The sequence below is a fragment of the Streptomyces sp. NPDC060028 genome, from assembly GCF_042736725.1.
GTDB lineage: Bacteria > Actinomycetota > Actinomycetes > Streptomycetales > Streptomycetaceae > Streptomyces.
This window is the reverse complement of record NZ_JBHWVJ010000038.1, coordinates 54,400-74,892: the sequence shown is the minus strand read 5'-3', so window position 1 is coordinate 74,892 and position 20,493 is coordinate 54,400. Positions and strand designations below refer to the sequence as shown.

The following is a 20,493-nucleotide window of genomic DNA, read 5'->3' as shown; positions in this document are numbered from 1 at the left end:
CACGGCGAGGCGCCGTGCCGGGCGCCGCGACCCGGTGAACCTTTCCGGCCACAGCACTAGAAGGTGTCCTCGGCGAGGGCAGCCGCCGCGGCCCGGGCGAAGCCGTCGGGGTTGTCCAGCATGATGTTGTGCCCGCAGTCGGGGACGGGGACCACCGTCACCCCGGACGCCTCCAGCGCCTCGGTGCCGGGGAAGTGGCCGTCCTGCGCCGGGAACAGGTAGCTGCGCGGGATCTTCAGCTCCAGCAGCAGCTCGCGCATCGTGGGCGTCGTGCCCACGGCGAGGTGGAAGGCGGTGCGGTACAGCGCGACCCGGCCCGCCAGCCGCATCGTGGACCACCAGTGCGCGTCGACCCGGTCGCGCACCTCGGCCCAGCCGCCGGCCAGGAACTCCTCCTCGGAGTAGGAGGCGATCCCGCTGCTGCCTGCCGAGCCGGGAGTGCGGGGGCTGGGGTCCAGATTCGCGTCGACCAGCACCAGCCGGGAGACGAGGTGGGGGTGCCGGTCGGCCAGCACGATGGCCACGGCCCCGCCCATGCTGTGCGCGATCAGTTCGGCCCCGCCGGCGTCGGCCTGTTCGAGCGCGGAGGCGAGCGCGTCGGCATGCGCCTGAAGCGTGTAGGAGAAGTCCTCGGGCCGGTCGCTGTGCCCGTGCCCCAGCAGGTCGACGAGCAGGGACCGCCGCCCGGCGAGCAGCGGGTGCACGGCGCTCGCCGCGAAGTAGGCGGGCGAGGTGGACCCCAGGCCGTGCAGGTAGACCCGGGGCGGCTGCGCCCCCGGCAGTTCGACCCACCGGATCCGGTCGCCTTCGGGCGTGACGACAGCACTTCGCATCCTGAACTCCCCCAAGTCAAAGCCGAGTCGAAAGCCGAGTCGGACTCGAGGGGGAAGCATAGGCTTTGCCCGAGGCCGGGCCGGCGACCTGCTCGTCTACCCTCGTCGGATGACTCCGTACGTGAACCGCCTCGGCAGCGGTGTGCCGCGGACCGGCGCGCTGCCGACGGGCACGGGCGTGGCGGTCTGGTCTCTGGACACCACCTCGCAGGTGGTCGGCGGCCACCCGGTTGCCGAGGCGCTGGCGATGCTGGACGCGGCCGAGCGGGACCGGGCCGCGCGGCTGGTGCGGGAGGGCGACCGGCGCCGGTACCTGGCCTCGCACGTGGGGCTTCGGGTACTGATCGGCGGTTACCTCGGGCTGGCCCCGGCGGAGGTGGCGCTGTTCCGCGAGACCTGCCCGTGCTGCGGCGGCCCGCACGGCCGACCTGCCGTGGCGGGCGGTGGCGCACTGCAGTTCTCCCTGTCTCACAGCGACGACGTGGCCTACTTCGCCTTCGCGGGGGTGCCGGTCGGGGTCGACGTGGAGGGGATCCCGAGCGCGGCCGCGGTGGCCGACGTACTGAACACGCTGCATCCGGCGGAGACCGCGGAGCTGACCGCGCTGCCGGAAGCGGACCGGCCCGCGGCGATGGGGCGGGTGTGGTCCCGAAAGGAGGCCTACCTCAAGGCCACCGGTACGGGCCTGGCGCTCGGCCTGGCGGAGCCCTACGTCGCCGCCGCGCCCACCCCGGCCGCGGTCCCCGGCTGGACCCTGACCGACCTGCCGGCCCCACCCGGCTACGCCGCGGCCCTCGCCCTGCGCGCCCCGGCCCCGTCGGCCCCGTCGGCCCGTGAGCCGGGCTCGCTCTAACCCGTACGCACCGCCCGCGCCGCCGCGGCCCCGGGCCGCGTCGGGCCGGGCCGGCCCAGAGCGGGGCGAGCCAGGACTCCGCCGAGGGGGCTGTCGGCAGGCCCGCCGGCACCAAGTCGTGCAGGGCCGCGGTCTCCGGTTCGGCGGCGTGGTGAAAGGTCAGGATCCGCGGTTCGGCGGGGCCCTGCGCGGCCGCGGCCACGTGGGCTGCCGGCAGCCACACCCCGCCGCGGGCCGGCCCGCTCGGCCCGTCCGGGAGCCGCCCGGCAGGGCCCACGGGTCCGGGGCCAGGTACCGCACCTCCCCCACCCGCGTGACCCGGGCGGCGGCCGCGCGGGCGGCCCCCGAACGCGGTCATCTCGGCGTGCGCCGGCGGCGTGCCGCGCAGCGGTCCCGTCCCCAGGGCCCTCCCCCGGGCCCTCCCCCGGCCCCTCCTCGTACGCCTCGTTGCGTCCCTCGCCGAGCACGGTCCCCGGCGCGTCCGCGAGGACAGGCTCCCACCGCGAGCCCGCCGGACGTGAGCGCCTCGTACGCGAGGGCGAGTGCCCCGCGTACCGCCTGGGGCGCGGCCCGCCACGCCGTGCCGAAATCGATCTACCCCGGCGCCATGCCCGCACTATCGTGGCCGTCATGGACATCCGCCGAGCGGGTACCCCCGCCGAACTGCAGGCCGCCGAGGGACTCTTCGACGGCCCCGTCAGCGAGGACCGGTCGCGGCGGTTCCTCGCCGCCGCCGGGCACCTGATGCTCATCGCCTACGTGGACGGCGTGCCCGCCGGCATGGTCTCCGGCATCGAGATGAGCCACCCCGACAAGGGCACCGAGATGTGCCTGTACGAGCTCTCGGTGGACGAGGGCTACCAGCGGCGCGGGATCGGCCGCGCCCTGACCGAGGCCCTGGCCGCCGAGGCCAAGGCCCGCGGCTGTTACGGCATGTGGGTGGGCGTCGACACCGACAACGAGGCCGCCCTGGCCACGTACGCCTCGGCGGGCGCCCGCGACGAGGGCGTGTTCGCGATGCGCGGCTGGCCCCTGGGCGCGGACACCGCGTAGCTCCTGCGGCGGCGTGTCGTGGGGCCAGTCGGCGCACCCTCCGCGCGGGCTTCGCCCGCCGGGCCGAGCATCGGGCGCATGACCCCACTCTTCACCCTGTTCCCGGCCGCCGCCCTGCTGGCGGCGTCCACGCTGTCGGCGCCGCCGCCCGCCGAAACCCCCACCGCCGCCTACGTCGTGGTCCTGCGCGACTACGCCTCGCGGGCCCCCGTCCGCGCCCTCGCCGCAGAGGCCGAGGCGGCCGGCGACCGGGTCGGGGCCGTGTACGACACCGCCCTGAACGGCTTCGCCGTACGCACCACCGCCGCCCGCGCCGCGGCCCTCGCCGCGGACCCGCGGGTGGCCTCCGTGGAGCCGGACGCCGAGTTCCGGATCAGCGACGGCAGCGACGGCAGCGACGGCAACGCCAGCGGCAACGCCAGCGGCAGCGGCAGCTCCGGCGGCGACGCCCAGGCGCAGAGCCCCGCGCCCTGGCCGCTGGACCGGATCGACCAGCGCGAGCTCCCGCTCGACGGCTCGTACGCGTACGCCACCCAGGCGCGGGGCGTCACCGCGTACGTCCTGGACACCGGGATCAACACCCTCCACCAGGAGTTCGGCGGCCGCGCCCGGTTCGGGGCCAACACCGTGTCCCGGCAGGGTGCCGACGACTGCAACGGTCACGGCACGCACGTCGCGGGAACGATCGGCGGGGCGACGTACGGGGTCGCCAAGGGGGTCTCGCTCGTCGCGGTCAAGATCGCCGACTGCCGCGGCAACGGCACCCTGTCGGCCATGGTCGGCGGCATCGACTGGATGGTGAGGGACTCCCTGGCGGCCGGCGCCACCCGGGCGGTGGCCAACATGAGCATGGGCGGCAGCTACAGCTTCGCCCTGAACCGGGCGGTGGCGCGGGCGGTCGCCGCCGGGATCACCTTCACCGTCGCCGCCGGCAACGCCCGCGAGAACGCCTGCGCCGGCTCCCCGGCAAGCGTCCCGCAGGCCGTCACGGTCGGTGCGACCGACGCCGCGGACCGGTGGGCCAGGTTCTCCAATTACGGCAGGTGCGTGGACCTGGCCGCGCCGGGCGTGTCCGTCACCTCCGCGTGGAAGGGCTCCGCCACCGCGATCGCGCGGGCCTCCGGCACCTCGATGGCGGCCCCGCACGTGGCGGGCGCCGCCGCGCTGATCCTGGCGGGCGGTACGGCCAGGACCCCGGCCCAGGTGTTCCAGGCACTCGTACGCGATGCCGTGCCCGGCCGGATCACCGCGCTCCCGGCCGGCACCCCGAACCGGCTGCTGCACACACCGACCCACAAGTAACCGGCCGTACGCACGCACCGCCCGCCGACGCCTCCCCGACCGCCGGCGGGCTTCGTCACCGCAGGTCAGCGCCGTCCCGCAGCCCCACCCTTCCCACCCGCCCCGCGCGCCGGGCGACCGGTATCCGGCCACCTGTCAGACCTGGCCTGATGGCACATCAATTTCTGAGTGCTTCGGGCGAAAGCAAGCCATTGACTTCTCATCACCGCGACGCGTCAATGTCGGCCACCGCACCGGCTCGGCCTCCCCCACACAGCGGGTGGGGGGAGGGGTTCGTCTGACGAAGGAGTCGCGACCCAGTGAGTACAACGTTCCGACGAAGAGTTCTGGCCGGGGCGGGCGCATTGTCCCTGGCCCTGACGGGCGGCGTGGTGGGCCTGGCGGGCTCCGCGCAGGCCGCGACGAAGACGACCCCCGTCTTCGAGAACTGCGACGCCCCGGCGCCGCAGGCGGACGGTTCGGGCAACCAGAACTACACGGTCACCCTGCCGGACGGCGCCAAGGCCGGCGACGTCGTCCCGATCACCATCGACCCGGGCGCGAGCCCGCTGCTCCCCGGCTTCTCCGTCACGACGGTGAACACCTCCAAGGTGACCTTGAAGGTCGGCACGACCACCCAGGTGGTCGTCAGCCCGCCCGAGACGGTCAGCGTCGTGGCCGGACAGCCTCTGGACCCCAAGGCGTTCTCCGGCACCATCAAGATCCCGGACGGCTCCGAGGGCACCACGCTCTCCGTCTCCCTGGACCTGTCGGTGGTCGACGCGGACCTCTCCGGCTCGGTCTTCACCACCACCTGCACCCCGGCGCCGCGCCCGAGCGCCTCCCTCGGCTCGATCGCCGTGGAGGCCCTGCCCAAGGACCCGATCACCACCAAGCTGACGCCCAACAGCGGCAAGGCCGGCACCGCGGTCACCGTCACCGGCGCCAACTTCCCGGCCGGACCGGTCACCTGCTCCGCCCTCAAGGGGGGCGCGGCGACCGGTGAGACGGGCAGCGGCACGGCCGCGGCCGACGGCACCGCCACCTGCGCGATCACGATCAACCAGGACACCGACCAGATCAAGATCGACGGTGCCATCACCCCGTACAAGGACTTCGTCTTCATCAAGGACCAGCCCGGGGTGAAGAACCCGGTCGACGTCGAGGTGCTGCCCGGTCCGCTGGCCATCGGCCCGCAGAGCGGCAACCCGGCCGTCGACTTCGGCAAGGTGACCATCAACGGCAAGGCCCAGTCGGTCGTCGGCCAGTTCACCGCGATGTCCGTCCAGGACTTCCGCGGCGGCACCCTCGGCTGGGACGTCTCTGCGACCCGTACGCCGTTCCTGAACGAGGCCACCGGCCACTCGATGGCCAAGGCGCAGATCGGCATCCAGCCGTCCTGCAAGGTGACCAACGCGGACAGCCCGAGCACCTGCACCGCCGGTGCGCCCGGTGCGATCTCCGACACCCCGATGAAGATCGCCTCCCAGGCCCCCGGCGGGGACAACCTGACCGGCGGCGAGTTCGAGGTGGGCGGCGCCGGGATGATCCAGCTCCCGCCGTTCATGTTCGCCGACACCTACCAGTCGGTCGTCACCTTCTCGATCGCCTGACCCCGCTCCACCCGCTCCACCCGCCCAACCCGCTCCACCCGGGTGGTGCGGTGCTCCGGCACCGCACCACCCTTCCCCTGTCCGCCCCGTCTGGAGAACCGCCCATGCGCACCCGCCTCCGCACCCGTAGCCGCATACGCACCCGCCGCCGCCGTCGCACGCGCAGCGCCCTGTACGGGCTGCTCGCCGGCCTGCTCATGCTGGGCGCGGGCCTGCTGGGCACGGGCCTGCTGTCCGCCACCCCCGCCGCGGCCGCGGACAACGGCACCTGGGGCGTCTTCCCGACCCCGCCGGCCGGTGCGGCGATGACCGACCGCGCGTACTTCTTCCACCAGGGCGAGGCCGGGAGCACCGTCACCGACAGCGCGACGATCCTGAACTCCTCCGACAAGGAGCTGACGTTCCAGGTCTTCGCCACCGATGCCGTGAACACCCCGGTGGGCGGGGCCTTCGCGCTGCTGCCGGTGGAGACCGGGCCCAAGGACGTGGGCACCTGGATCGCGCTGCCTCCGCAGACCGCGACCACGGTCACCGTGCCGCCCAAGGGCCGCAAGGACATCCCCTTCACCGTGAAGGTCCCGGCGGACGCGACGCCCGGCGACCACGTGGGCGGGATCGTCGCCCTCAACACCGCTGTGGAGGGCGTGCAGAAGGAGGGCAAGGTCCAGGTCGGGGTGAAGCGCTCGGTGGGGGCCCGGCTCTACTTCCGGGTGCCCGGGCCGGTGACCCCGGGGCTGAGCGTGGAGGACGTGAAGGTGGACCGGGCGGCGCCGCTGCTGCCCTGGGTGAAGAAGGCCCGCGCCAAGGTCACGTACACCCTGGTCAACCGGGGCAACGTGGTCGTCGAACCGAAGGTGAGGGTGTCGGCCGAGGGGCTGTTCGGGCGCACGGTGCTGGACCGGCCGGCCCGTGAGCTGAAGCTGGTGCTGCTGCCCGGCCAGCGGATCGTACTGGCCGAGGACTGGGCGGACGCTCCGCAGCTGGACCGGGTCACCGTCGACATCACGGCCGGGGCGGCGGCCTACCCCGATCTGTCCGCCGGGTCCGCCGCCGCTTTCCTCGCGGTTCCCTGGCCTGCGCTGGGCGCCGTCCTGGTACTGGCGGGCGCGGCGATCGCGTGGTGGGTACTGCGCCGGCGCCGGCGCACCGGGGCTGAAGACGCGGAACCCACACCGGACTTGGCTGAGGCCCGCTGAGCGGCGAGGGTGTCTCCCGGGGGCGGCATTCGGCCACCACCGCCACGGGGAGGCTCAACCATGGAACACCAGCACAGCAGAGGCCGGCCTGACCAGCCGGCCCGCGCCCGCTCCGGTCCCGACCGGCGGGTGGCGTTCGCGGGAGGGCTGGCCGGGGCGGCGGCCCTCGCGCTCGGCGTGGCCGGCGGGGCGCACGCCGCGGGCACCACGTCCGGGATGCGCGGGGCGGCCGCCGCGACCGCCGCGGGCGCGGGACTCGCGGCCTTCGGGACGCTCGACCCGGCCCGCTCCGCCACCAAGGGCGCGGGCCTGCTGACCCGGATCGAGCGGACCCTGGGCACCGGCACCGCCGCCTACCAGCCCGGCGACGGCTGGGTACGCCTCACCCTCCCGCTCTCCGACGGCGGCCCGGCCCCCGTCACCGTGGACGTGGTCGCGGACACGGCGCGGCCGCCGCGCGGGATCGCGTACCTGTTGCCGGGCGGGGGGCTGAACTTCCGCGCCGACTTCTTCACCCCCGGCGGCCCCGGGGACCACAACCTCGCGCACGAACTGCGCCGCCAGGGCCTGTTGGTGGTCGGCGTGACCCCGCGCGAGGACTCCGCGCGGGCCGGCGACATCACCGCCGACCGGGGGCTCGCCGCGCACCGCCGGGATCTGGCCAAGGTGGTGGGTGCGCTGGACTCCGTACTGCGGCTGCCGTACCAGTACGCCGGGCACTCCGCCGGGGCCGCCCTCGCGCTGGACGCCGCCTCGCACGACGGCTCCCCGCGCCTGCAGCGGGTGGTGGTCCTGGACACGACCGGGCCGTACACGGGAGCCCTGGCCGTACGGGCGGCGCAGACGCGGGACGTGTACGCCGGCCAGCTCGCGCGCGGCGTGTACGCGACCGACCCGGGGCTGGCGGGTCTGGTCGCCCGGGCCGTCCGCGACCCGGCCGGGCCCTCGCCCGTACCGTGGCCGCCGGACCCCGCGCGGCGCTTCACCCACGCGGGGCTGGCCCATTTCGCGCTGATCCGTACCTCGGTGCTGCCGGGCGCGGCGAACTGGATCTACACCCGGGGCCACAGCGCGGGGAGTTACGCATTCGGCGCGACCCCGGCCGAGGACAGGTTCACGCTGGCCCACACCCCGCTCGCCACCTGGCATGCGGCCACCGCGGCCCTCGGCAGCGGTCTGCTCCCGACGGCCCTGATGCGGGACCTGGCCGCGGTCTGGGCGGGCGACGAGAAGACCTACAAGATCGACTGGGGCCGGATAACCGCCGAGGTGGTCTGGGTCAACACCGAGCTGGGCCGCGGCGACCACCCGCGCGGCGCGGAGCTGATCCGCGCGGCCGGCAACAAGCGGGTCGGCTACTCGGTCGTGCCGGGCTACGGCCACGGCGACGCGGTCTGGTCCGCCACGGCGGCGAAGGACGTCTGGTCCCTGCTGCTCTGAGCCCGGCCGACCGCCGCCCGCCCACCCGCTGCCCGGCCGCCCGATGAACGGGCTCGCCCCCCGCGTGAGGGTTGCGGGGGGCGAGCGGCCGGTGCGGGTCGGGTCGGGTCGGGTCAGTGGTTGCGCGGGAACCCGAGGTCGACGCCCGCCGGGGCGTCTGAGGGGTCCGGCCAGCGCGTCGTGACGACCTTGCCGCGGGTGTAGAAGTGGATGCCGTCGTTGCCGTAGATGTGGTGGTCGCCGAAGAGCGAGTCCTTCCAGCCACCGAAGGAGTGGTAGCCCACCGGCACCGGGATCGGCACGTTGACGCCGACCATGCCCGCCTCGATCTCCAGCTGGAAGCGGCGGGCCGCGCCGCCGTCGCGGGTGAAGATCGCCGTGCCGTTGCCGAACGGCGAGGCGTTGATCAGCGCCACGCCCTCCTCGTAGGTCTCGGCGCGCAGCACGCACAGCACCGGGCCGAAGATCTCGTCGCGGTAGGCGTCCGAGTCGGTCTTGACGTTGTCGAGCAGCGACAGGCCGATCCAGTGGCCGTTCTCGTTGCCCTCCACCGTGTAGCCGGTGCCGTCGAGGACCACGTCGGCGCCCTGGGCGGCCGCGCCCTTGACGTACGAGGCGACCTTGTCGCGGTGGGCGGCGGTGATCAGCGGACCCATCTCGGAGGTCGGGTCGTTGCCGGGGCCGATCTTGATCTTCTCGGCGCGCTCGCGGATCTTGTCGACGAGCGTGTCCGCGATGGACCCGACGGCCACGACGGCGGAGATCGCCATGCAGCGCTCGCCGGCCGAGCCGTAGGCGGCCGAGACCGCCGCGTCGGCGGCCGCGTCCAGGTCGGCGTCCGGCAGCACCAGCATGTGGTTCTTGGCGCCGCCCAGGGCCTGCACGCGCTTGCCGTTGGCGGAGGCGGTGGTGTGGATGTGGCGGGCGATCGGGGTGGAGCCGACGAAGGAGACGGCCGCGATGTCGGGGTGCGCGAGCAGTGCGTCCACCGCGACCTTGTCGCCGTGCACGACGTTCAGCACGCCCGCCGGCAGACCGGCCTCGGTCATCAGCTCGGCCAGCTTGTTGGACGCCGACGGGTCCTTCTCGCTCGGCTTGAGGATGAAGGTGTTTCCGCAGGCCACGGCCAGCGGGAACATCCACATCGGCACCATCGCCGGGAAGTTGAACGGGGTGATGCCCGCGACCACGCCGATCGGCTGGCGGATGGAGGAGACGTCCACGCGGTTGGAGACCGACGTGGAGAGCTCGCCCTTGAGCTGCGTGGTGATCCCGCAGGCCAGCTCGACGATCTCCAGGCCGCGCGCGACCTCGCCCAGCGCGTCCGAGTGGACCTTGCCGTGCTCGGCGGTGATCAGCTCGGCGATGGCGTCGCGGTTGGCGTCCAGCAGGGCGCGGTAGGCGAACAGCACCTTGGTGCGGGCGGCCAGCGAGGACTGGCCCCAGGTCTGGAAGGCCTCCTTCGCGACCTGCACGGCGGCGTCGACCTCGGAGGCCGAGGCCAGGGCGACCTGCGTGGTGACCTCGCCGGTGGCCGGGTCGGTGACCGGGCCGTAGTTGCCCGACGCGCCCTCGACGGTCTTGCCACCGATCCAGTGGTTGACGGTCTTCATGCCTATTGCTCCTTCACAGATGGCGACGTCGCTGCGCGGCTTGCCGGTCGTACTCTTCGCGGGCTTCCACCGCGGACGCACGGGTCGCGGTCTCGGCCACAGGAACATCCCACCACGCCTGTGCCGGGGGTGGGCCCGACACAGTGTCGGGTGTTCGGGTCGTTGCGTAGACACATGTGGGACGGTCCGCCGCACGCGCCTCGGAGAGGGCTTTTCGCAGGTCACCGATGGTGTGGGCGCGGATCACGGCCATCCCGAGGGAGGCCGCGTTGGCGGCGAGGTCCACGGGAAGGGGGTCGCCCGTGTACGAACCGTCCGCCGCCCGGAAGCGGTAGGCGGTGGCGAAGCCCTCGCCCCCCACCGCCCCCGAGAGGCCACCGATGGAGGCGTATCCGTGGTTGTCGAGGATCACCACCTTGATCGGGACGCCCTCCTGGACGGCCGTGACGATCTCGGTCGGGTTCATCAGGTACGTCCCGTCGCCGACCAGCGCCCACACCGGGCGGCCGGGCGCGGCGAGCGCCACCCCGATGGCGGCCGGGATCTCGTAGCCCATGCAGGAGTAGCCGTACTCCAGGTGGTACTGGTCGGCCGAGCGGGCACGCCACAGCTTGTGCAGGTCGCCGGGGAGGGATCCGGCCGCGTTGACCAGGATGTCGGTGCCGTCGACGAGGCCGTCCAGCAGGCCGAGGACCTGGGTCTGGGTGGGGACCGCGTCGTCCTCGCCCTCGGGGACTTCGTAGGCCTGGTTGACGCGCGCCTCCCAGCGCCCCTTGTCCGCCCCGTACGCGGCCTCGTACGCGGGATCCACGCGGTGGCCCCGCAGCGCCTCCCGCAGCTCGTCGAGGGCCTCCCGCGCGTCGGCGACCAGGGGCCGGGCGGCGAGTTTGTGGGCGTCGTACGGGTCCAGGTTGAGGCCGATGAACCGCACGGCGGGGTTCTGGAACAGGGTCGCGGAGGCGGTGGTGAAGTCGGTCAGCCGGCTCCCGGCGGCGATGACGAGGTCGGCCTCCCGGGCGAGGCGGTCGGCCGTGGCCGTCCCCGTGTGCCCGATCCCGCCCACCTCGGCGGGGTGGTGGTAGGGCAGGACGCCCTTGCCCGCCTGCGTGACGGCCACCGGGATCCCGGTGGCCTCGGCGAGGGCGGCCAGGGCCGCCTGCGCCGCGCTGTGCCGGATCCCGCCACCGGCGACGATCAGGGGCCGCGCGGAGCCCCGTACGGCATCGGCGGCCGCCGCGAGCTCCGCCCGGTCCGGGCGGGGCCGGCGTACGCCCCACACCCGCTCGGCGAAGAACTCCTCGGGCCAGTCGTACGCCTGCGCCTGTACGTCCTGCGGCAGCGCGAGGGTGACGGCGCCGGTCTGCACGGGGTCGGCGAGCACCCGCATGGCCTGGAGGGCGGCGGGGACCAAGGCCTCGGGGCGGGTGATCCGGTCGAAGTACCGGGAGACGGGCCGCAGGGTGTCGTTGACGGAGAGGTCCCCGGCGTACGGGACCTCGAGCTGCTGGAGCACCGGATCGGCGGGCCGCGCGGCGAAGGCGTCCCCGGGCAGCAGGAGCACCGGGATCCGGTTGATCGTGGCGAGGGCGGCCCCGGTGACGAGATTGGTCGCGCCGGGGCCGATGGAGGTGGTGACGGCGTGCGCGGAGAGCCGCCCGCACTGGCGGGCGTACCCGACGGCGGCGTGCACCATGGCCTGCTCGTTGCGCCCCTGGAGGAAGGGCATGGCGTGCGGGCCGCTCTCCAGGAGGGCCTGCCCGATCCCGGCGACGTTCCCGTGCCCGAAGATCCCCCAGGTCGCGGCGACGAGGCGCTGCCGGTGTCCGTCGCGCTCGGTGTACTGGCGGGCGAGGAAGCGTACGAGCGCCTGCGCCACGGTGAGCCTCATCGGGGGTCCTCCGTGCGGTGGAAGGGCAGCCGGGGGTCGATGTCCTGCCCGGCCCAGGTGGAGCGGATCCAGCCGTGGTCGGGGTGGTCGCGGATCAGCCACTCCCGCGTCCGGTCCGGTCCGGCCATCACGTTGAGGTAGTACATGTCATGGCCCGGAGCCGCGATGGACGGTCCGTGCCAGCCGTCCGGGATGAGCACCGCGTCACCGGTCCTCACCTCGGTGAGGATGTCGGTCTTCCCGGCCGGGGAGGGGCTGACACGCTGATAGCCGACCCCGGGCGTGTCCCCGTGCGGGGCGATCTCGAACCAGTAGATCTCCTCCAGCCGGGACTCCTCGCCGGGGTGGTGCTCGTCGTGCTTGTGGGGCGGGTACGAGGACCAGTTCCCGCCGGGGGTGAGCACCTCGACGGCGATGAGCCGGTCGCACTCGAAGACCGCGGCGGCGGCGAAGTTGTTGACCTGCCGGGAACACTGTCCGGCCCCGCGCAGCTCGACGGGCACGGCCGCGGCCGGGCCGTACCGGGCGGGCAGCCGCCGCTCGCACCGCGCCCCCACGATCGCGAACCGTCCGCCGCCGGCCGACCGGATCTCGACTTGCGCGTCCCGCGGCACGTACGCGAAGTCGGTGGGCCCGCCGAACACCCCGGCGCGGCCGCGCAGTTCGAACACGTCCGGTCCGCTGCCTGGGGCTCCGCCAGCCGGCGATTCCAGCCCCGCCGGCGTTTGAGGCGCGGGGTCCGGGGCGGGGCCCCGGTCTTTGAGCTCCGCGCAGTGGACCTGGCAGCCGCCGGCCAGCGGGAGCACGATCCACTCCGCGTCCCCGCACGCGTGCGCGTACGTCTCCCCCGGCCCCAGCTCCAGGACGACCAGCCTGGTCCATTCCATCCCCTGCTCAGACAGCACCGGCACGCCCCAGCACCTCCTCCACCTCTCGGGCGAACGGCATCGCCGTGGAACACGCCAGCCGCGAAGCCACGATGGCCCCGGCCGCGTTCGCGTACCGCAGCGTCCGCTCCAGGTCCCACCCGGCGAGCAGCCCGTGGCACAGGGCCCCGCCGAACGCGTCCCCGGCGCCCAGCCCGTTGACGACGTTCACCGCCACCGGCGGCACCTGCGCCACCGTCCCGTCGCGGTGCACGGCCAGCACCCCCCGCGGCCCCCGTTTGACCACCGCCAGTTCCACGCCCGCCGCCAGCAGCGCCCGCGCCGCCGCGTGCGGGTCCGACTCCCCGGTGGCGACCGCGCACTCCTCCGTGTTGCCGACGGCCACCGTCGCGTGCGCCAGCGCCCGCTCGTACCACTGCCCGGGCTCCTCGGACCACAGCATCGGCCGCCAGTCCAGGTCGAAGACGGTGGTCCCGGACTTCCCCCGGGCCTCCAGCGCCGCGAGCGTCGCGGCCCGCGAGGGCTCCGCGCTCAGGCCCGTTCCCGTCATCCAGAACATCCGCGCCGCCCGCACCGCGTCCAGGTCCACGTCCGCCGGCTCGATCTCCAGGTCCGGCGCCTTCGGGAAGCGGTAGAAGTACAGCGGGAAGTGGTCCGGCGGGAAGATCTCGCAGAAGGTCACCGGCGTGGGCAGGCCGGGCACCTCCCCCGCCCACCGGTCGTCCACCCCGAACCCCCGCAGCTCCGCACGGAGATACGTCCCGAAGGGGTCGGCCCCGGTCCGGGTGATCACCGCGGTCCGCAGGCCCAGCCGGGCCGCCGCCACGGCGACGTTCGTCGGGGAGCCGCCCAGGAACTTCCCGAAGGTGTCCGCTTCCGCGAGCGGTACGCCCGTTTTCAAGGGGTAGAGATCCACCCCGATCCGCCCCATCGTGATCAGGTCGAACGCCAACGGATCCGTAGTCACCAGCACACCACTCCTCCCGATCGGTCTTCCCCGTCCCCTTGAGCCTCGCACCCTAAGGTGGCCGCATGACGTCCTCTCCGCCCGCGTTGACCCGTATCCGCATCGGCTCGGCACCGGACTCCTGGGGTGTCTGGTTCCCCGACGACCCTCGGCAGACTCCCTGGGAGCGGTTCCTGGACGAGGTCGCCGGCGCCGGGTACGAGTGGATCGAACTCGGCCCGTACGGCTACCTGCCCACCGATCCCGCGCGCCTCGCCGAGGAAACCGCCAAGCGCGGTCTGCGGGTGTCCGCGGGCACCGTCTTCACCGGACTCCATCACGGGCCCGCCGTGTGGGAGGACACCTGGGACCACGTGTCGCGGATCGCGGCGCTCACCCGGGCCGTGGGCGCGGGCCACCTCGTGGTGATCCCCTCCTTCTGGCGGGACGACAAAACGGGCGAGGTGCTGGAGGACCGCGAGCTCACGCCCGCCCAATGGCGCGAACTGACCACGCAGACCGAGCGCCTGGGCCGGGAGGTCCGGGACCGGTACGGGCTGCGGATCGTCGTGCACCCGCATGCCGACACGCACATCGACACCCCGCGGAACGTGGCCCGCTTCCTCGACGCCACGGATCCCGACCTGGTCTCGCTGTGCCTGGACACCGGGCACTACGCCTACTGCGGCGGCGACAGCGTCCGGGCGATCGAGACCTTCGCCGAGCGGATCGGATACCTCCACCTCAAGCAGGTGGACCCGCGGATCCTCGCCGAGGTGATCGCGGAGCAGGTGCCCTTCGGGCCGGCCGTGGCGCGCGGGGTGATGTGCGAACCGCCCGCGGGGGTGCCCGCGCTGGAACCCGTACTGGCGGCGGCCCAGCGCCTGGGCGTGGAGCTGTTCGCCATCGTGGAGCAGGACATGTACCCGTGCCCGCCCGACCGGCCGCTGCCGGTCGCCCGCCGTACCCGCGCCTACCTGCGCTCGTGCGGCGCCCGTTGACCCGACTGTCTGGGAGGAACCAAGGATGAGCAGCACGCTCGGCATCGCCGTGATCGGCACCGGGAAGATGGGCGCCGACCACGTCCGCCGGATCGGGCGGACCGTCGGCGGGGCCCGGGTGGTGGCCGTGGCCGACCCGGACGGGGACCGGGTCAAGGAGGTCGCGGCCGGCCTGGAGGGGGCCGGCGCGTACACCGATCCGGCGGCCGCGATAGCCGCGCCCGGGGTGGGGGCCGTACTGATCGCCTCTCCCGGGCCCGCCCACGAGGAGGCGATCCGGCACGCGCTGGCGCGGGAGTTGCCGGTGTTGTGCGAGAAGCCGCTGACCCCGGATCCGGCGGGGGCGCTGCGCGTGATGGAGGCGGAGCTGCGGCTGGGCCGCCGGCTCGTCCAGGTGGGCTTCATGCGGCGGTTCGACGCCGAGTACGAGCGGCTCAAGGAGCTGCTGGACGCGGGCGGGATCGGCCGGCCGCTCTTCCTTCACTGCCGGCACCGCAATGCCTCCTCCCCGTCCTTCTTCACCAGCGACATGCTGATCAGCGACTCGGTGGTGCACGAAGTGGACGCGGCCCGCTGGCTGCTGGGGCAGGAGATCACCGCCGTGACGGTGATCTCCCCCACGCCCACGGCCGCCGCCCCCGAGGGGCTGCGCGATCCGCGGCTGGTGCTGCTGGAGACCTCCGGCGGGGCCGTCGTGGACGTGGAGATCTTCGTCAACTGCGGTTTCGGCTACCAGGTGCAGTGCGAGGCGGTCGGCGAGAGCGGCAGCGCCCGCATCGGTGACGGCCACGCGATGGTCGTGCAGTCGGCGGGCCGCTGGGGCGGGGCGATCGACCAGGACTTCACCGTGCGGTTCGCGGACGCCTACGACCGCCAGCTGCGGCGCTGGGTGGCGGCCGCCGCGCGGGGGCGGGTCGCGGGGCCCGACGCCTGGGACGGCTATGCGGCGGCGGCCGTCTCGCAGGCGGGGCTGGCCGCGGCGCGCAGCGGCGTACGCACCCCCGTGGAGCTGGCGGAACGCCCGGCCCTGTACCGCTGATTCCGCGCGACCCCTGTGCCGCTTCTGTCACAGGGGTCGCCCTTGTGTCACACATGTCCGCATTACGCGGATCTTCCGTCACAGCCGGTCTACAGCCCCTCCCGCGCCCTCACCCTGCGTCGTTCTCCGGGCACTACCCGAGAGTGATCGTCACTGCCCACGCCCCGGCTCCCCCGACGGCCTACCGGCCGGCCCCGCGGCGCGGACAAGGAGGTGTCGTGGATGAGCGACCGACAGCTGTGGTCGTACAAGGAGATCGCCGCCCATATCCGGGTCCAGCCGGACACCGTGCGCTCGTACCGCAAGCACGGGCTGCTGCCCGCGCCCGACCACGTGGAGAGCGGCAAGCCCTACTGGTACGCCGACACCATCCGGGCCTGGGTGGCCCGCCGCCCGGGCAATCGGAGCCGCCGCGAGGACTGACGGCACCACCCGGGGCGCCGGGGGTTCTCGCGTCAATACCCCCTAGGGGTATAGTCTGGGGAGGGTCGGGAGGACGGTGGAGTGATCGACCGCCTTCCGGCGACCGGACACGCCCTTGAAAGAGGAGAACGACATGAGCGCCGACACGGACACCCAGACCACCACCGTCTACCGGGTGACCGGCATGACCTGCGGGCACTGCGAGGGCGCGGTGACGGGCGAGCTCTCCGCCCTGCCGGGCGTCAGCTCCGTCAAGGCCGTCGCCGCGACCGGCGAGGTCACCGTGGTCTCCGCCGCCCCGCTCGCCGAGGCCGACGTGCGCGCCGCCGTCGACGAGGCCGGGTACGAGCTCGCCGGCCGGATCTGAGCCTCCCCCTTCGGCAGTACCCCGCCGGGGCGTGCCGGCCAGCTCATACTGGTTCCGTACACCCCGGCCCTCCCCCTGGAGCCGGAACACATGACCAGCACAGTGCACGACGGACCCATAGCGGCGGTCGAACTCTCGATCGGCGGAATGACCTGCGCCTCCTGCGCGGCCCGCATCGAGAAGAAGCTGAACCGGATGGACGGGGTCAGCGCCACGGTGAACTACGCCACCGAGAAGGCCAAGATCTCCTACGGCGGTGACGTCGAGGTGGCGGACCTGATCGCGACCGTCGTCAAGACCGGGTACACCGCCGAGGCACCCCCGCCGCCCGCCCCCGAACCGGCCGACGAGCCCGGCGAGCCCGGCCCGGCCGGCGCCGGGCCGCAGGTCCCGCGCGACCCCGAGCTGGCCGCGCTCCGCTCGCGGCTGCTGGTCTGCGCCGCGCTCGCGTTCCCCGTCGTCCTGCTCGCGATGGTCCCGGCCCTCCAGTTCGACAACTGGCAGTGGCTCTCGCTCACCCTCGCCGCCCCCGTCGTCGTCTGGGGCGCCCTCCCCTTCCACAAGGCCGCCTGGACCAACGCCCGGCACGGCGCGGCCACCATGGACACCCTGGTCTCGGTCGGCACCCTGGCCGCTTTCGCCTGGTCGCTGTGGGCCCTGTTCTTCGGCCAGGCCGCGATGCCCGGCATGCGGCACGGATTCGACTTCGCGATCTCCCGCACGGACGGCTCCTCCGCCATCTACCTGGAGGTCGCGGCCGGCGTCGTCAGCTTCATCCTGCTGGGCCGCTACCTGGAGGCCCGCTCGAAGCGCAAGGCCGGCGCGGCCCTGAAGGCCCTGCTGGAGCTGGGCGCCAAGGACGTGGCCGTACTGCGCGGCGGCGTCGAGGTGCGGATCCCGGTGGGTGCGCTCGCGGTCGGCGACCGCTTCGTGGTCCGTCCCGGCGAGAAGATCGCCACCGACGGCGCCGTCATCGAGGGCAGTTCCGCCGTGGACGCCTCCATGCTGACCGGTGAGTCGGTCCCGGTGGAGGTCTCCGTCGGCGACTTCGTCACCGGCGCCACCGTCAACGCCTCCGGCCGCCTCGTCGTCGAGGCCACCCGGATCGGCGCCGACACCCAACTCGCCCGGATGGCCCGGATGGTCGAGGACGCGCAGAACGGCAAGGCCGAGGTGCAGCGCCTCGCCGACCGGATCTCCGGGGTCTTCGTGCCGGTCGTGCTGCTGCTCGCGCTCGGCACCTGGGTGACCTGGCTGCTGATCACCGAGAACCCGACGGCCGCCTTCACCGCCGCCGTGGCCGTCCTGATCATCGCGTGCCCGTGCGCCCTGGGCCTGGCCACCCCGACCGCACTGATGGTCGGCACCGGCCGCGGCGCCCAGCTCGGGATCCTGATCAAGGGACCCGAGGTGCTGGAGTCCACCCGCCGCGTGGACACCGTGGTCCTGGACAAGACCGGGACCGTCACCACCGGCCGGATGACGCTGGCCGCCGTGCACACCGCCGAGGGAGTGGACGAGCGCGAGCTGCTCCGCCTCGCCGGGGCCCTGGAGCACGCCTCCGAGCACCCGATCGCCCGCGCCATCGCCACGGGCGCGGCGCAGCGCACCGGGGCCCTGCCGGTTCCCGAGGGCTTCGAGAACCTCCCCGGGCTCGGCGTCCAGGGCGTGGTCGACGGGCACGCCCTGCTGGTGGGCCGCGAGAAGCTGCTGGCCGACTGGTCGATCGCGCTGCCCGCCGCCCTCGCGCAGGCCAAGGCGGCCGCCGAGGCGGCCGGCAGCACCGCCGTGCTGGTGGCCTGGGACGGGGCCGCGCGCGGGGTGTTGACCGTGGCCGACGCGGTCAAGGACACCAGTGCCGAGGCAGTGTCCCGGCTGCGGGCGCTCGGGCTGACCCCGGTCCTGCTGACCGGCGACAACAAGGCCGTCGCCGAAACGGTGGCCCGCGAGGTGGGCATCGACGAGGTGATCGCCGAGGTGCTCCCCGAGGACAAGGTCGACGTCGTACGCCGGCTGCAGGCGCAGGGCCGTACGGTCGCCATGGTCGGCGACGGGGTCAACGACGCGGCGGCGCTGGCCCAGGCCGACCTGGGACTGGCCATGGGGACGGGCAGCGACGCGGCGATCGAGGCCGGCGACCTGACCCTCGTACGGGGCGACCTGCGGGTCGCGGCGGACGCGATCCGGCTCTCGCGCCGGACCCTGGCCACCATCAAGGGCAACCTGTTCTGGGCGTTCGGCTACAACCTGGCGGCCCTGCCGCTGGCGGCCGCGGGCCTGCTCAACCCGATGATCGCGGGGGCCGCGATGGCCTTCTCCTCGGTCTTCGTGGTCACCAACAGCCTGCGGTTGCGCACCTTCCGCTAGTGGATCTTCTCCCCATCTCACACACACTTCCTTCACGCGAGACGCAGATCACAGTGATTGGAACGTAACCATCTGCCACCGTCGCGGGTCTAATGGGGCGATGCCAAGAACGTCTGGGGGACGTTCGCGGGGGTCTTGGGGGACGCCCGGGCATCGCCGGCCGGGACACGCGCCCGCGGGAGGCTTTGAGCGGCCCTCCCGACCCTTGGCGGGTCCCGGCAGACACCGATCGCCCCGGCTCGGGTCCCGTGGGGGGAATCCGTTCCGGGGAAAGGAAAGCGCCCCGACCGTCGACCCGTGGGGGGATCGGCGGCGGGGCGCTTTTCGTGCAACTGCCACTGCGTACAGCTGTTGCTGCCGTGCGGAGCGGGCCTCGGGTCAGCGGGCCTCGACCGGGACGAAGTCGCGCAGGACCTCGCCGGTGTAGATCTGGCGCGGGCGGCCGATGCGGGAGCCGGGCTCCTTGATCATCTCGTGCCACTGGGCGATCCAGCCGGGGAGCCGGCCGAGCGCGAAGAGCACGGTGAACATCTCGGTCGGGAAGCCCATGGCCCGGTAGATCAGGCCGGTGTAGAAGTCGACGTTCGGGTAGAGCTTGCGCTCCACGAAGTAGTCGTCGGCCAGCGCGTGCTCTTCGAGCTTGAGCGCGATGTCCAGCAGCTCGTCGCTCTTGCCGAGCGCCGAGAGGACGTCGTGCGCCGCCGCCTTGATGATCTTCGCCCGGGGGTCGAAGTTCTTGTAGACGCGGTGCCCGAAGCCCATGAGCTTCACGCCGTCTTCCTTGTTCTTCACCTTGCGGATGAAGGTGTCGACGTCGCCGCCGTCGGCCTTGATGCCTTCCAGCATCTCGAGGACCGACTGGTTGGCGCCACCGTGCAGCGGACCCCACAGGGCCGAGATGCCGGCGGAGATCGAGGCGAACATGTTCGCCTGCGAGGAGCCCACCAGGCGCACGGTGGAGGTCGAGCAGTTCTGCTCGTGGTCCGCGTGCAGGATCAGCAGCTTGTCGAGCGCCGAGACCACGACCGGGTCCAGGTCGTACTCCTGGGCCGGCACGGAGAAGGTCATGCGCAGGAAGTTCTCGACGTAGCCGAGGTCGTTGCGCGGGTAGACCACCGGGTGGCCGACCGACTTCTTGTACGCGTACGCGGCGATCGTCGGCAGCTTGGCCAGCAGCCGGATCGTCGAGAGGTTGCGCTGCGTCTCGTCGAACGGGTTGTGGCTGTCCTGGTAGAACGTGGACAGCGCGCTGACCACGGAGGACAGCATCGCCATCGGGTGCGCGTCCCGCGGGAAGCCGTCGTAGAACCGCTTCACGTCCTCGTGCAGCAGCGTGTGCTGGGTGACGTCGTTGCGGAACGACGCGAGCTGGTCGACGGTCGGCAGTTCCCCGTTGATCAGCAGGTACGCGACCTCGATGAAGGTCGAACGCTCGGCCAGCTGCTCGATCGGGTAGCCGCGGTAGCGCAGGATCCCCTGCTCACCGTCGAGGTAGGTAATCGCGGACTTGTACGCGGCGGTGTTGCCGTACCCGCTGTCCAAGGTGACGAGCCCGGTCTGGGCCCGCAGCTTCGCGATGTCGAATCCCTGGTCACCGACGGTGCTTTCGACCACCGGGTAGGTGTATTCACCGTCCGCGTACCGGAGTACTACAGAGTTGTCGCTCACGTCATCCCTCACCGACGTAGTGCCT

The 20,493-nt window shown here is 73.3% G+C and carries 17 protein-coding genes; 11 read left to right on the top strand and 6 right to left on the bottom strand.

The features are described from left to right. Positions 1-56: 56 nt before the first annotated feature. The gene (locus ACFWBF_RS20410; RefSeq protein ID WP_385603537.1) at positions 57-833 is read right to left on the bottom strand and encodes an alpha/beta fold hydrolase; all 777 of its coding nucleotides are present in this window, start codon (positions 831-833) and stop codon (positions 57-59) included. 109 nt (positions 834-942) lie between these two features. Between ACFWBF_RS20410 and ACFWBF_RS20405 the strand changes: the two genes are divergently transcribed. From ACFWBF_RS20405 to ACFWBF_RS20380, 6 genes are all read left to right on the top strand, one after another. Next, on the top strand, positions 943-1,686 hold the full coding sequence (locus tag ACFWBF_RS20405; RefSeq protein WP_385603534.1) for a 4'-phosphopantetheinyl transferase family protein: 744 nt from the start codon (positions 943-945) through the stop codon (positions 1,684-1,686). A 630-nt stretch (positions 1,687-2,316) separates the two neighbouring features. Beyond that, positions 2,317-2,739 carry a GNAT family N-acetyltransferase gene (locus ACFWBF_RS20400; protein ID WP_385603532.1) on the top strand — a complete coding sequence of 141 codons (423 nt, stop codon included), beginning with the start codon at positions 2,317-2,319 and terminating at the stop codon, positions 2,737-2,739. 78 nt (positions 2,740-2,817) lie between these two features. Further along, complete coding sequence (locus ACFWBF_RS20395) at positions 2,818-4,041, top strand: S8 family peptidase (RefSeq protein ID WP_385603529.1); 1,224 nt, start codon at positions 2,818-2,820, stop codon at positions 4,039-4,041. A gap of 299 nt (positions 4,042-4,340) precedes the next feature. Beyond that, positions 4,341-5,633, top strand: coding sequence for a hypothetical protein (locus ACFWBF_RS20390; RefSeq protein ID WP_385603526.1), 1,293 nt, complete (start codon positions 4,341-4,343; stop codon positions 5,631-5,633). Positions 5,634-5,737: 104 nt separating this feature from the next. Then, on the top strand, positions 5,738-6,829 hold the full coding sequence (locus ACFWBF_RS20385; RefSeq protein WP_385603523.1) for a WxL protein peptidoglycan domain-containing protein: 1,092 nt from the start codon (positions 5,738-5,740) through the stop codon (positions 6,827-6,829). Positions 6,830-6,889: 60 nt separating this feature from the next. Further along, positions 6,890-8,269 (top strand): hypothetical protein, encoded by a 1,380-nt coding sequence (locus ACFWBF_RS20380; RefSeq protein ID WP_385603520.1) that lies wholly within the window; start codon positions 6,890-6,892, stop codon positions 8,267-8,269. A gap of 113 nt (positions 8,270-8,382) precedes the next feature. Here the strand turns inward: ACFWBF_RS20380 and ACFWBF_RS20375 are convergent, their stop codons facing one another. Genes ACFWBF_RS20375 through iolC form a run of 4 tightly spaced genes read right to left on the bottom strand, consistent with a single transcriptional unit; the run spans position 8,383 to position 13,624 of the window. After that, complete coding sequence (locus ACFWBF_RS20375; protein ID WP_385603517.1) at positions 8,383-9,882, bottom strand: CoA-acylating methylmalonate-semialdehyde dehydrogenase; 1,500 nt, start codon at positions 9,880-9,882, stop codon at positions 8,383-8,385. A 13-nt stretch (positions 9,883-9,895) separates the two neighbouring features. After that, complete coding sequence (gene iolD / locus ACFWBF_RS20370; RefSeq protein ID WP_385603514.1) at positions 9,896-11,770, bottom strand: 3D-(3,5/4)-trihydroxycyclohexane-1,2-dione acylhydrolase (decyclizing); 1,875 nt, start codon at positions 11,768-11,770, stop codon at positions 9,896-9,898. Next, positions 11,767-12,657 carry a 5-deoxy-glucuronate isomerase gene (gene iolB, locus ACFWBF_RS20365; RefSeq protein WP_385603540.1) on the bottom strand — a complete coding sequence of 297 codons (891 nt, stop codon included), beginning with the start codon at positions 12,655-12,657 and terminating at the stop codon, positions 11,767-11,769. The genes iolD and iolB overlap by 4 nt, the downstream gene beginning before the upstream one ends. Before the next feature lie 7 nt (positions 12,658-12,664). Next, positions 12,665-13,624, bottom strand: a complete 960-nt coding sequence (gene iolC, locus ACFWBF_RS20360) for a 5-dehydro-2-deoxygluconokinase (RefSeq protein ID WP_385603511.1) — start codon at positions 13,622-13,624, stop codon at positions 12,665-12,667. Positions 13,625-13,689: 65 nt separating this feature from the next. Between iolC and ACFWBF_RS20355 the strand changes: the two genes are divergently transcribed. The 5 genes from ACFWBF_RS20355 (at position 13,690) to ACFWBF_RS20335 (ending at position 18,800) form a co-directional block, all read left to right on the top strand. Further along, positions 13,690-14,604: a sugar phosphate isomerase/epimerase family protein gene (locus ACFWBF_RS20355; protein ID WP_385603508.1), complete on the top strand. Its 915-nt coding sequence runs from the start codon at positions 13,690-13,692 to the stop codon at positions 14,602-14,604. 25 nt (positions 14,605-14,629) lie between these two features. Continuing rightward, positions 14,630-15,643: a Gfo/Idh/MocA family protein gene (locus ACFWBF_RS20350; RefSeq protein ID WP_385603505.1), complete on the top strand. Its 1,014-nt coding sequence runs from the start codon at positions 14,630-14,632 to the stop codon at positions 15,641-15,643. 222 nt (positions 15,644-15,865) lie between these two features. After that, a complete protein-coding gene (locus tag ACFWBF_RS20345) occupies positions 15,866-16,066 on the top strand; it encodes a helix-turn-helix transcriptional regulator (protein WP_385220787.1) in 201 nt (66 codons plus the stop codon). A gap of 133 nt (positions 16,067-16,199) precedes the next feature. After that, complete coding sequence (locus ACFWBF_RS20340; protein WP_385603502.1) at positions 16,200-16,433, top strand: heavy-metal-associated domain-containing protein; 234 nt, start codon at positions 16,200-16,202, stop codon at positions 16,431-16,433. Between the two features lie 90 nt (positions 16,434-16,523). Continuing rightward, entirely contained in the window at positions 16,524-18,800 is a 2,277-nt protein-coding gene (locus tag ACFWBF_RS20335; RefSeq protein ID WP_385603499.1) for a heavy metal translocating P-type ATPase, read from the top strand. A gap of 378 nt (positions 18,801-19,178) precedes the next feature. Here the strand turns inward: ACFWBF_RS20335 and ACFWBF_RS20330 are convergent, their stop codons facing one another. Beyond that, positions 19,179-20,468, bottom strand: coding sequence for a citrate synthase (locus ACFWBF_RS20330; protein WP_385603496.1), 1,290 nt, complete (start codon positions 20,466-20,468; stop codon positions 19,179-19,181). Positions 20,469-20,493 lie beyond the last annotated feature (25 nt).